The sequence below is a fragment of the Candidatus Nanosynbacter sp. TM7-074 genome (assembly GCF_041006295.1).
Lineage (GTDB): Bacteria > Patescibacteriota > Saccharimonadia > Saccharimonadales > Saccharimonadaceae > Nanosynbacter.
Map to the genome: position 1 here is coordinate 246440 of NZ_CP158487.1, position 11471 is coordinate 257910.

Here is an 11471-nt window from a genome sequence, read left to right on the forward strand (position 1 = left end):
TACAACCGCAGCTTAAATTATTTAGCCACATTTGTTAAATTTGTTAAGCGCTCCCATTAGTCTTAGGCTACGTTCGGCGCCCGTCGGCGGTATTCTTTCTGGTACAGTATTCTTGCCGAGTGCTTGCTTTGCGTATGTATATAAGGAATGGGCAGCGGGCGGTAGTGATGCTATAAACGCTGTGGCTCCTAGCCCACGTAGAAACTTAGCAAGTTTAGGATTGTTAGCATGTTCGGCGACATGGGCACCGGCATAAGCTATTAAGGTAAATGTTTCGCCAGCCATGGCCAACTTGCCTGATTTGGTTGGTCGCGTTTTACCTTTTTCTTCACTGCGTAGATTAGCAATTCCCGTGGCTATAGAATTCGAGCCGTTTAATAGTGCAATAGTGCCAATGACTAATTCCGGAGCTACCTTTTGCTCCTTCATTTCGTAGAGGATTTTTGCAGTAACTATTTTATCGGTTATAGCATCAAGGGCTGCCCCAACGTCACTCGTCTGCCCTGTGAAGCGAGATACTGGACCGTCAATTGTGTCAAGTAATCTTCCTAGGGCGGCTTTTGACAAACCGCAAGGATTGTTAAGTTCTTTTGATCCGCGCCATGCTAGTATCCCACCTGCTAGTGTTATGGCGTTAGGTATGGTAAATATATCTTTAGCTATTTTATTAACACGATTACCTGACTCTCGGCTTGTCTTCATAATCTGTAGCTTAACATTAATTTGTCAAATTGACAATATTATCGTAATGTCCAATTGTTTGCTCCGAGCGGCTTAATTACGCCGTTGATTTCTAGCATAGTTAGCGCTGTGGCGAAGTCTGATGCCGATAAGCCGGAATTTTGCTGGAGCTCATCTCCGTCTCGAATTCCACTAGAGATCAGTTTGATAATAATTGCTTCTTCTGGAGTTGAGCTTAGTGGCGTCTCAGGGCTGCTGGACTTTTGTAATTTTTCCGGGGCAATTATATTCAAAATATCATTTGCGTCTGTCACTAGATAAGCGCCCTGCTTCAGTAAGTTATTACACCCCGCTGAGAGCGGACTGGTTATGTTGCCAGGGACAACGAATAAATCTCTGCCCTGGTTTAAGGCGTGAGAGGCAGTATTTAAGGTGCCACTTCGTTCGGCGGCTTCAGTGATGATAATGCCATCTGCCAGCCCACTGACTAATCGATTGCGTTCTAGAAAACTCCATCGATTTACTATTTTATTATCACCTTTCATCCACTCAGAAATTACTGCCCCGCCTTTCTTAATTATATCCATGGCTAGTTTATAATTAGTGCGCGGTGAGATATCAGGTAGTTCATTGGGGACGACTGCTACTACTGTGCCACCAGCCTCTAAAGCTGCTTTTTGAGCAATTCCATCTACCCCCAGGGCCAGTCCACTGACGATTATACAACCGGCACTTGCTAGCTCTGTGGCTAATCTCTCGGTTACTTCTTTTCCGTAGGCTGAAGGTTTGCGCGAACCAACTATCGATACGACGGGTGCGTTAGCTTCTGGCAATTTTCCCATATAACATAAGCTTTTTGGAGGATTGGCAATATGTGCTAATCTCTGGGAGAAAATATGCTCATCTGGTAAAATTCTCTTGATTTCCATACAAAATGTTGTGAAAAGTATTGACACTTTGTCAAATGTTTGCTATAATCAAGGACGATTGGTTAAGTAATCATTAACCAAACGCACCTTATACCCCCTATTCTAACTATATGTTAGGTTGCGCGCAATGGCATTAAGTATTCTTACCCTCCACTTTTTGCGGTTCAACGTTACGCGCATACTAACCCCTTTAACTGCCCTTTTTCAAAGGCGACCTCTGTTAAGGTGAGCACTAAGTGGTGTTGATAATAATCAGGCGCGGACTTTTGGAGTTTTAGTCACGACGCTTCGCTGAGACGGTAGCTCGGGTGGGTTGAAGGGTAAAAAAGCACCAGGTGATGCCCACCCTTACCTGGTGCTTTTTTGTTGGCTGATTTTATTTGTCTATTAGGAGTTGCTGGCATTTTTTACAAACGCCCTCAAGGTCAAAATAATGCTTGGTAATTATAAAGCTATGTTTTTGGCCGATATGACCTATAAGCTGTTCTAGCTCCTGTGACTGTATTGGCTCGGCATTTTGGCAATTGATACAGTATAAGTGATGATGATGTGGTATGAATGGCTCGGCTAATTCGTAATAGTTTTTCCAGCCAATGTATATGGTGCTAATTATTTTTAGTCTATCAAATATGACAAGGGTGCGATAAATGCTAGTGCGGTTAATATTTTTGTAGTTTTTTGCAATGTCTCCAACAGTAAGAGGTATTTCTGAATTTTTTAGTATGTCGAAAATCTGCTGGCGAGGCTTTGTCAGACGCAAACCGTGCTGCTCGAATATTTCGCTTAGTGTCATAATGATAAGTATTTTACAACTTATTGCAACAAATATGCAATAACACTATATTCCCATTAGTTCGTATGGGTATTTAGGCTGGCTTATCTTAGTTATGTTCGGCTGAGTAATCACGTATTCGGCTTGGCCATTGATGACTTTCTGAGATAGTTTGCCCTTGACTATCAGCCAGGTGCCGTCTGGGTAATCTACAGAGAAGTTCTTCTCGACGACGATTTTTACTGGAACGCTATCGACGGCACAGCAACTTATAACATAGCGCGCAATGTAAAAGTAATCGTATCCGTAGTTTTTTAGTAGGTCATTTGAAACGAAGCCAGTGATAGTAATATCTTTATTATCGAAGTAAGAGGCTTGTTTGCAGGAATTCATGGCAGTTTTCCAGCGGTTTATTGAGATTGTGGAGCTATTTTCTGTTGGTTTTGGAATTTCGCAGCGACTCTCAGCTTCAATAATTGCAGGATTCTCTCTTTGGGTGAGGCTGCTTGGCGATAGCGTCTTTGGCGGTAGTGTATAGCCGATTGTTAGGATAATAATCGCCAAGTAGGAGCTGACCTTTATTCTCCTTAAATTAAAGACAGATCCGTTAAGGGGCTGTCTGCTTTTAAATTGCAACATTATATCAATAAGAAAAAGTGCAACTCCAACTATACTGATTATAACGGCAAATTGATGATAACGTGGATGAGTGTAAAAACCCAGCTGATCGCGGCTGGCTAATAGGAGGATATAGCCACAGACCAAAATCCCACCCATCGACCTTAGTAAGTTAGCGAACATATAAGTTAACTCCCACGCCCGCCATGAAAGACAGCGCGAATATTATTAGTACAATTGTTGCTATAAAGTGCCAACGGAAAGTAGTCTTCATAAGTATAATCATTTTTATGTCTACCATCGGTCCGGATAATAAGAATGACAAGATTGAGCCGGCAGTAAAACTACGTGCATAAGCTAAGGCAAAAAACGCATCTATGCTTGAGCATATTGAAACAACAAAGCTTAGGACAATCATGGCGATAACTGACAGAAAAATGTCACCACCGACGGTGTTAATGATGAAACGCGGTACAAATACTTGGGTGGCTGCGGCGATGCTAGCGCCTATGACCAGCATGGTGAATAATTGCCAGAATTCGTTGCGCGAGTTGTCAAATATTTTTAGAAAAGACGAATCGTTTTTATGAGCGTGGCAATACTCTTTAAAGTCTGGATTAAGTATAGAATCTTCTTTGAATAAACTAACAATGAAAGCTGTTATTTGGACGATAATCAGCGCAAAAATAACCCTCCACCAGACCATTTGCGGCTGAAAGCTGAAGGCTGTCATAGTAGCGACGATGGTTATGGGGTTGAGGATTGGTGCGGCAAATAGAAAACTGATGACGTCAGCAGGTTTAAGTCCCTGCGCCATCAGGCTGCGCGCAACTGGCACATTGCCACATTCACAGACCGGCAAGGCTATTCCAAGCATTGACAGTACAATTCGCCTGAGGAAGGCATTTTTTGGTAGTATCTTGAGCAGTTTGTCTGATGGTAAAAATTTTCTAATTAGTGCCGATACAATTATTCCCAGTATCAGGAATGGTGTAGCTTCGACAACTACACTCAGCGTGAGCGTAAGAAAATCTTGAAGCGATGGTAATAGTTTTGTAAACAAATCTACGAGTTCTCCATTAACTAACATAGTGCTAAATTTTGAGCTGAGGTAATATATGGTAATCACAAAAATCCCAAAAACAATCCAGTTAATTAATTCCTGGTTGGCGGATAGTAATTTATTTAAGCGGCCATCTGATAGCTTGCGCACCATATATAAAATTATACCGCACGCTTATGTTATACTAAATCATTATGAAGTATCTTTTACATTCGCATCATCCGTTTCGGATTTTTTGGTTTTCAGTGCTATTAACTATGGCTTTAGGTGGTCTAATTTTTGCACAAATAGGGCTTAATGGTCTATGGCTATTTGCTATTTTGGTTATTTTGGAAGTAACTTTTAGTTTTGACAATGCAGTGATCAACAGTAAGGTTCTGGCGGGGATGAGTCAGGTTTGGCAGAAAATATTCTTGACAGTCGGTATTTTTGTAGCGGTGTTTGTTGTGCGATTTATATTGCCAATTGTTATTGTGATGATTGCGAGCGGTCACGGTTTTATGGAGGTGGTTGATTTGGCTCTTCATAAGCCAACAGAATATGGTCAGATTTTACATGAAGCATCACCGATGATTGATGCCTTTGGTGGGGCGTTTTTAATTATGATTGGACTTAGTTATTTTATTGATTACAACAAGCGTATCCACTGGATGCGACATGTTGAACCGTGGATGGCTAAGGCTGGGCGATTTGAGAACTTTAAGGTGTGCATAATGCTTAGCGTGGCTGATGTGCTGTATTTTACGGTTGACGCTCCGCACAAATCACTAGTGTTGATTTCGGCAGTGCTTGGAATCATGCTTCACATTGGACTGGAGTTGTTTGGTTCATTCTTTCATGAAGATAATATGAAGTCTATCAAAATTAAGACTGGTTGGGCGGCGTTTGCTAGCCTGTTGTATTTGGAGGTGTTGGACGCCAGCTTTAGTTTTGATGGAGTAATTGGCGCATTTGCTATCACTAATAGTGTGTTATTAATTGTTGCCGGCCTGGGTGCTGGTGCAATTTGGGTACGGTCATTGACTGTTTATCTGTTGCGAACTGGCGCTCTCAGTAAATATAAGTATCTGGAAAATGGTGCACACTGGGCGATTATGGCGCTGGGCGTGATGATGATTGCCAAGCTATTTCAACTGGAATTGCCGGAATGGGCGACGGGAGGACTGGGGTTGTTGTTTGTGAGCCTGGCGGTTGGTAGCAGTATATTAGAGATGCGATCAATTAATCTGCAGGAGGCGGCGATGACTAAACTTCATCAAGCCGAGCAGAAAATAAAAAATGGCGCATCAAAAATTGTACCTAAAAAACGGTAGTAAGTATTATAATTTGTCGCTAAAGCTTTACGCTAAATGACTCAATTGTTCCATCAAGAAACTTATTTATTAGCTTAATTGACTCTGGAAAAATCCAGCTCTGAAGGATTTTTTGTTCGTCAGAATTAAATTTGCTTAAAACAAAGTCAACGCTGCCGATTTGTTTTCGCAGTAAACTGTCAGTGCCGATACGAATATGCCAAAAATCAGCGCCAATGTGAGCGTGAAGTGATTTTAGTCCGTTACTGCCAGCGTCGCGGCCGCCTTTACGGACGCGGATTTTACCAAAATCAAGGTCAGTGTCATCATGAATAATTAGTAAATCATCCAGTGTCAGTTTATAAAAATCCATGATCGCTCGCGCGGAAATACCGACCTCATTATAATATATAGTCGGCTTGACTAGTAATATTTTTTCTCCAGAAATATTCAGCTCGGCTATGTCGGCGGCAAATTTTGGCTTATTTATGAAATTTACATTTAGCTTAGCAGCAAATTTATCAATAGTCAAAAAGCCAGCATTATGTCTGGTGTTGGTATATTTATCGCCAGGATTGCCCAGTGCTAGAATAACTTTCATAGACCTAGTATATCACCTGAGGCTAATAGCGTATAATAAGTATATGGCAAAGCGCGACAATGATTTGGAATTTAGTGTTAACGCGGCGTTTGATGATGAGCGAGCGGTTATTGATAAGGTGCCGCTATATTTAGTCAATGGATCTTTGGGTGCTGGAAAAACCAGCGTCCTTGAATTCTTATTGCAACAAAGTGACTATAAGGGCTCAAGGGTAATTGAAAATGAGTATGCTAATGAAAATGTCGACGGCTATCGTCTGGAGGGTCTGGCGGAGATGGTGACGACATTGGCTGGCGACTGTGTCTGCTGTTCGTCGAAGCATGCGCTGACGCGGATGCTGCTGGACTTTTGTCGTAATTCACCTGCTCCAGTGTTTATCGAGGCGACGGGTGTGGCGCGGACGATGGGCTTAGTTGAGAAATTGATAAATGCACAAATCTTCAATAAGTATGAACTAGTGCAGAGTTTTTACGTGATCGATGCGCACGAGATTTTACGCGGAATTGAGCCGGCGCACGAGGTTGAGCTACAGGCGGCAGATGTGATTTTGGTGACCAAGGAAGATTTACTAAATGACAATGAACGAGCTGAATACGACATAAAACTCTCCGCTCTGCCCTACGCTAAGGTGCTCAGCGCGCCGCATGGTCGGTTTGACCTAAGTAAATTAACCACGCCGTCGGGACTACTAGCGTTTTTTGATACGTATGACGGCGAGCTGGCGGTGCCGGACAATCCGACTTATGCTGTGCTGGACGTTTCGGGCATGAAAATTACAGTGGCAACGCTGGAGAAAATATGGCCGGAGCTGTTCAGGGCGTATGGACTGCGGCGAATGAAGGGCTGTTTTATTGATGATAATGGCTCGCGTCAGCACTTGGAGGCGACTGAAAATCAGATTCAGATAACCAATGCTGAAACTGAAGAGGTTGCTAAAATTGTGTTAATTGGCGAACGAGCAGATAAAATTACCCGTGAAGTTCTGTTGGCGCAATTGATGATGTTTGAATAAATTGTTCGCTTTCGTCGTTTCCGACTCATCAGCATAGACACGCATCTATGGAGCGAACATGACAAGTGAGAGAGTTGGGAGTCTCTATAGACTCGCCATGTTCGCTTGATCGTAGTCTACTTCCAGGAGAAGTTGACTACGACGTATGAGTGTCCAGACGGATTGTAGATGGTCGGCTCGAATGCCTCAAGCCTGAGAGAAGACGTGTGTTCTTCCAGTTCCTTGAGCGCGCTCAGCAATGCCTTGGAGCATTGCTCGCTGCTTGCTACAGCAGTGGTCAGTTCTTTGCAGACAACCCTAACAGAAGAAGGGGGCGCCCCCGTATTTTCATATTCACTCGTGACCCTTTCTTCGACATCTTTGCAGATGTCTTTGATCGCTTTCAGGAAAGCTTTGACTTGAGCCCTCCTTATTTCACTTTTCCTCCGTTCTTCTTGTCTGACAAATTCTTCTCTTGCGGCCTTGACCTCGGGGGTAATGAATGTAGACATTGTAGTACTTTCTCCTCATCCGAGCGGACGCTCGTGTTGAAAAACACTGATCGACGCCCGGATGGCGAACGACCGAAGATGAGGTTTCGGGATACTTCTTAAAATATCGCAAAATCTCACCTCCGGTTTATAAACTCTCTCAACTTGTCAAAGTGCGCTTTCGGACAAGGATTTACTCAACTCGTCAACAAAAGCTGATATATATATATCACTAATAGAATAAAATGTCAATAGATTTTGTCAAAAATGTGGTATTATATGCCTTTTTCGGTGTTTTTGGCCTGTTTGTAGGCTTTGGTGACGGGTGCCAGGCCGCGGGCGACGCGTTCGCGGTTGGCTTTGAGTTGTTTTTCGTCGCGGAAAGATAGTTTGATCGGCGTGCCAGCAAAGTTGAAGGCTTCGCGTAGAGTACGCTCCAGATAACGTTTATAGCTCCAGTGGACAAATTTCAGATTACTACCGTAAATAACAAACCATGGCGGAGCAACGTCAGTCTGGACAATGTAACGAAGTTTCGGATGGGAGTTTTTTAGTCCGGCTGGCGGATGTGCGGCAATGGCTTTTTGCAAGATGTCGTTTAAGGTGCGAGTTTTGCATTCTTGGCGGCGGCGTTTATAAATATCGACTGCCAGATCGAATAACTTAGTGACATTCTGCCCTGTGACGGAAGAGGTGAATATTAACGGTGCATATGGAGTAAATTTGAAATTATAGCTAATTTGCGGTGCTAATTCGTCGCGGGTGTAGGCATCTTTGCCTTCGACGGAGTCCCACTTGCTGACCACTAGGACCAGTCCCTTGCCTGCCTCGTCGATGATGCCAGCCAGGCGTTGGTCTAATTGGACATTAAGCTCATTGACGTCCATCAATAGAAAACAGACGTCAGCTTCGTTGATGGCTTGCATGGTGCGGAGGACCGAGAACTTTTCGATGCCGGTTTCTTGCTTGCCTTGGCGGCGAATGCCAGCGGTGTCCAGTAGCTCGATGGTCTGGCCGTGATAGCGGACTTGGACGCGGTTGACGTCGCGGGTGGTGCCGGCGACGTTGGCGACGATGGCTTGCTGCTTGCCCGCCAAGGTGTTGAACAGGTTGCTTTTGCCGACATTTGGCCGGCCGATCAAGGCGACGCGAATGATGTCGTCAGCTTCGGTTACAGTGGCTGGCGGAATGAGATCGGCGATATTATCAAGAAGCTCGGAGATGCCGATGTTGTGCTCGGTGGAAGTTTTGATGATGGTTTTGATGCCGAGGCGCTTGAATTCGTCGGTATGGAGTGAGCCTTTGAGGTCGGCTTTGTTGGCGATGAGAAGGACGGGTTTGCCGCTTTTTAAGGCTTTTTTGGCGAGTTGGCGGTCGGCGTCTGATGGATAGACGGTGGAATCGACCATGATGAGAATGACGTCGGCAGCGGCAGACGCGTCAGCAATTTGGTCCTGAATGGTTGCTTCGAATTCGTCTTCGGCAGTTTTAAGACCGGCGGTGTCGATGAGCCAGAATTCTGCTTGGGCTGTTTCCTCAGGAGATGACGCGTGGCGTTTATATGAGACCTTACCAACGACATTGTCGCGGGTGGTGCCGGCTTCACGAGCAACTATAGCAGTGCGAGAGCGCGTTAAACGGTTAAACATCGAGCTCTTGCCGACGTTAGCTTGACCAATAATAGCGACAGTTGGTAATTTTGACATGATTATAGATTATAACAGTTTTATGGCGTTTTGGCGAGGAAGCGGTTGTTGGTGGCTATTGTTTTGTAATATCTTAGACGTAATACTTCCAGGACCTTCTTTGAGGCGATGATTAAGCCAACGGCTGCATGAGCTCTCTATTTTCAAATAGTCAGATATATCGTCTGGACTACTATAGTCAAACTTCCGTATCGACAGATCTCCCATTTCAGCATTATTGACGGCTTGAGTATTGTCTGGAAAGTCAGCAATATATATTACCAAAGATTGTTTATCTATGAGTATATAGTAGCGATTTTCAGAATTATATATACAGTAGTAGTCTTGTTCTAATGTGGGTAGTGCTTCTAGATTAAGTTTTTTTGCAATATTTTCTAAATCTACTATCACCTTGCCGTAATCAGAGATCTGTTTATTTATTATTTCAGGAAGAGATTTATTTATTTTTCCTGAATACAATTCTAAAATACGCTCGCGCCTTTCTTCTATGGAGGCAATTTCTGGTGTTAATGTTTGTAGGTCCAACCAAGCTTCTGCGGCCTGCCTGTAGTTTATGTCTGGCTTTGTTAGTGGTGATTCTGGCGATTTCACGATAAAATATTCTTTTTATAAATTTAAATACAGCAGATATTCTACGATGTTTTTTATCAAATGTAAATAGGCTAGTTGGAGATTTTCTCTTCCTTCCACTCGCCCCTCTTAAGTTCTCCGAGGGAATATTTCCCAAAATCCGTACGATGGAGTTTTTTGACGGTGTAGCCTAGTGCGTCAAATGTGCGGCGGATTTGACGATTGCGCCCTTCGCTCATCTGAACTATCCAGCGGTAGTCATCGCCATCATGCTGTCTTTCGAGGGTTAATTGACTGGGTCCGTCTGGTAGCTGCACGCCAAAATCATTAATCATCTGCCGATGGAGAGGCTGCAGCGGCTTGTCGATTGTAACTAGGTATCGCTTAATCTTATAGAAAGACGGGTGTGTCATGGTATGCGCAAAATCACCGTCATTGGTGAGTAGAATTAGGCCAGAGCTGTCTTTATCTAAGCGACCGACGGGCTTGAGGTGATGGAGGTGTTTTGGCAAGAGTTTATAAATTGTTGGAACGCCGCCCTGGGAGGCACGTGAGCAGAGGTAGCCTGTGGGTTTATGCAGAATAATCAGCTTCTTTGGCTGAATTTCTAAGGATTGACCATCGTAGGTAATCTGATTTGTGCTAGAAATCTGCTGTCCTAATCTGGCTGGCTGCCCATCAACTATAATCTTCCCTTTCTCGATCAACTCATCAGCCTTACGACGAGAAACACCCAAACTTAGCGCCACAAATTTGTTAAGACGCCAAGAATTTTGGTCGTTGTGAGAGTCTGTCATTGTTCTGGGGTTGTTGATGGAGGTTGTGGTAGCTGTGAGGCTTGTGGTGTTTGCGTGGGAACGGTCTGTGGTTGGGTTGTTTCGACGCCAACCTGAGTCTCGACAGGTGCCTGGGTGACCTGAGGCGGTGTGACTGGATTAGTTGGCTGTGCTATTGATGCTGGGTTAGCGTCTAGTTCCCTAGCCATGAGTTGAGAGATATCAATAGAATTTTGCGAACTGTTAGCAGGTAGTGGCTGGATAATCCGGTCACCTAGTCCAGATGGGCGCGGCGCTGACGAAGAGAAAGGCGCTGTAGGTTGTGGTAATGTCGTTGGCTGTGCTGGCGGTGTCGGCATAGCTACTGGTGTTGGTTGCTGAATTGGTTGTGGTGCTGGAGTTTGTGGCTGATAGGTTTGCTGTGTTTGCTGCGCAAACTGATTTGCTGTAGGCAGTGTCGGTGTAATAGTTGGAGCGGTCTGTGGTTGTGGAGACAATGAAGACACGTCAGGTCTAGTTATCGGTTGCGGTGCTGGAGTTTGTGGCTCTGGCGTATGTGTAGTAACTGGCTGTGAAACTGGTACTGGATTTGTTCCGACGCCAGGCAAATCGCCTAAAGCCTCATGGACTGCCCTGACAACATCTTCAATGCCCACTTGAGATTTAACCAAATATCGATCAGCTCCAAGCTGTTCGCCACGTTTTCGCTGGTCCTCTGAAGATAGGGCTGTCATAATGATTACTTTTACGTCTTTCGTTTCTGTTGTTGAGCGCAGAATGTCTAGCATATCAAAGCCGGAAATCTTCGGCATCATCACGTCACTTAAGATCAGTTGCGGACGTTCTTTGATTGCCATGGCCAGAGCTTCTTCGCCGTCGCCCGCCGAAACGATATCGTAGCCCTCCGCCAAAAGCCGCACGCCATAAATCTCACGTAAGCTTTTGTCGTCCTCGACCAATAAAATTTTTGTCATATACCTA

13 protein-coding genes are annotated in these 11471 nt (G+C 44.3%); 2 read left to right on the forward strand and 11 right to left on the reverse strand.

The genetic code is table 11. The features are described 5' to 3' along the window. Nucleotides 1-21 precede the first annotated feature (21 nt). The 5 genes from TM074_RS01280 to TM074_RS01300 form a co-directional block, all read right to left on the reverse strand. Complete coding sequence (locus tag TM074_RS01280; RefSeq protein ID WP_369000587.1) at nt 22-702, reverse strand: CDP-alcohol phosphatidyltransferase family protein; 681 nt, start codon at nt 700-702, stop codon at nt 22-24. 38 nt (nt 703-740) lie between these two features. Beyond that, complete coding sequence (dprA, locus tag TM074_RS01285; protein ID WP_369000588.1) at nt 741-1610, reverse strand: DNA-processing protein DprA; 870 nt, start codon at nt 1608-1610, stop codon at nt 741-743. Nucleotides 1611-1986: 376 nt separating this feature from the next. Beyond that, the gene (locus tag TM074_RS01290) at nt 1987-2403 is read right to left on the reverse strand and encodes a Fur family transcriptional regulator (RefSeq protein WP_369000589.1); all 417 of its coding nucleotides are present in this window, start codon (nt 2401-2403) and stop codon (nt 1987-1989) included. A gap of 45 nt (nt 2404-2448) precedes the next feature. Further along, nucleotides 2449-3183 carry a TIGR03943 family protein gene (locus TM074_RS01295; RefSeq protein WP_369000590.1) on the reverse strand — a complete coding sequence of 245 codons (735 nt, stop codon included), beginning with the start codon at nt 3181-3183 and terminating at the stop codon, nt 2449-2451. Continuing rightward, a complete protein-coding gene (locus tag TM074_RS01300; RefSeq protein ID WP_369000591.1) occupies nt 3173-4216 on the reverse strand; it encodes a permease in 1044 nt (347 codons plus the stop codon). The genes TM074_RS01295 and TM074_RS01300 overlap by 11 nt, the downstream gene beginning before the upstream one ends. 41 nt (nt 4217-4257) lie before the next feature. Between TM074_RS01300 and TM074_RS01305 the strand changes: the two genes are divergently transcribed. Continuing rightward, nucleotides 4258-5376 carry a DUF475 domain-containing protein gene (locus TM074_RS01305; protein WP_369000592.1) on the forward strand — a complete coding sequence of 373 codons (1119 nt, stop codon included), beginning with the start codon at nt 4258-4260 and terminating at the stop codon, nt 5374-5376. A gap of 19 nt (nt 5377-5395) precedes the next feature. Here TM074_RS01305 and pth read toward each other — a convergent pair whose 3' ends face one another. Then, entirely contained in the window at nt 5396-5956 is a 561-nt protein-coding gene (gene pth, locus TM074_RS01310; protein WP_369000593.1) for an aminoacyl-tRNA hydrolase, read from the reverse strand. Between the two features lie 43 nt (nt 5957-5999). Here pth and TM074_RS01315 point away from each other — a divergent pair, with 43 nt between their 5' ends. Next, the gene (locus TM074_RS01315) at nt 6000-6968 is read left to right on the forward strand and encodes a GTP-binding protein (protein WP_369000594.1); all 969 of its coding nucleotides are present in this window, start codon (nt 6000-6002) and stop codon (nt 6966-6968) included. 116 nt (nt 6969-7084) lie between these two features. On the opposite strand, the gene TM074_RS01320 is transcribed toward TM074_RS01315, so the two are convergent. The 5 genes from TM074_RS01320 to TM074_RS01340 form a co-directional block, all read right to left on the reverse strand. Next, complete coding sequence (locus TM074_RS01320) at nt 7085-7459, reverse strand: hypothetical protein (RefSeq protein WP_369000595.1); 375 nt, start codon at nt 7457-7459, stop codon at nt 7085-7087. A gap of 254 nt (nt 7460-7713) precedes the next feature. After that, entirely contained in the window at nt 7714-9144 is a 1431-nt protein-coding gene (gene der / locus TM074_RS01325; RefSeq protein WP_369000596.1) for a ribosome biogenesis GTPase Der, read from the reverse strand. A gap of 9 nt (nt 9145-9153) precedes the next feature. Then, nucleotides 9154-9735, reverse strand: coding sequence for a hypothetical protein (locus TM074_RS01330; protein WP_369000597.1), 582 nt, complete (start codon nt 9733-9735; stop codon nt 9154-9156). A 71-nt stretch (nt 9736-9806) separates the two neighbouring features. Then, nucleotides 9807-10511, reverse strand: a complete 705-nt coding sequence (locus TM074_RS01335) for a pseudouridine synthase (RefSeq protein ID WP_369000598.1) — start codon at nt 10509-10511, stop codon at nt 9807-9809. Then, nucleotides 10508-11464 carry a response regulator gene (locus TM074_RS01340; protein WP_369000599.1) on the reverse strand — a complete coding sequence of 319 codons (957 nt, stop codon included), beginning with the start codon at nt 11462-11464 and terminating at the stop codon, nt 10508-10510. The genes TM074_RS01335 and TM074_RS01340 overlap by 4 nt, the downstream gene beginning before the upstream one ends. Between the last annotated feature and the right edge of the window lie 7 nt (nt 11465-11471).

Excerpts from the sequence above, each read along its gene's own strand:
- TM074_RS01280 (WP_369000587.1), bottom strand. The coding sequence starts at position 702 with ATGAAGACAAGCCGAGAGTCAGGTAATCGTGTTAATAAAATAGCTAAA.
- dprA (WP_369000588.1), bottom strand. The coding sequence starts at position 1,610 with ATGGAAATCAAGAGAATTTTACCAGATGAGCATATTTTCTCCCAGAGA.
- TM074_RS01290 (WP_369000589.1), bottom strand. The coding sequence starts at position 2,403 with ATGACACTAAGCGAAATATTCGAGCAGCACGGTTTGCGTCTGACAAAG.
- TM074_RS01295 (WP_369000590.1), bottom strand. The coding sequence starts at position 3,183 with ATGTTCGCTAACTTACTAAGGTCGATGGGTGGGATTTTGGTCTGTGGC.
- TM074_RS01300 (WP_369000591.1), bottom strand. The coding sequence starts at position 4,216 with ATGGTGCGCAAGCTATCAGATGGCCGCTTAAATAAATTACTATCCGCC.
- TM074_RS01305 (WP_369000592.1), top strand. The coding sequence starts at position 4,258 with ATGAAGTATCTTTTACATTCGCATCATCCGTTTCGGATTTTTTGGTTT.
- pth (WP_369000593.1), bottom strand. The coding sequence starts at position 5,956 with ATGAAAGTTATTCTAGCACTGGGCAATCCTGGCGATAAATATACCAAC.
- TM074_RS01315 (WP_369000594.1), top strand. The coding sequence starts at position 6,000 with ATGGCAAAGCGCGACAATGATTTGGAATTTAGTGTTAACGCGGCGTTT.
- TM074_RS01320 (WP_369000595.1), bottom strand. The coding sequence starts at position 7,459 with ATGTCTACATTCATTACCCCCGAGGTCAAGGCCGCAAGAGAAGAATTT.
- der (WP_369000596.1), bottom strand. The coding sequence starts at position 9,144 with ATGTCAAAATTACCAACTGTCGCTATTATTGGTCAAGCTAACGTCGGC.
- TM074_RS01335 (WP_369000598.1), bottom strand. The coding sequence starts at position 10,511 with ATGACAGACTCTCACAACGACCAAAATTCTTGGCGTCTTAACAAATTT.
- TM074_RS01340 (WP_369000599.1), bottom strand. The coding sequence starts at position 11,464 with ATGACAAAAATTTTATTGGTCGAGGACGACAAAAGCTTACGTGAGATT.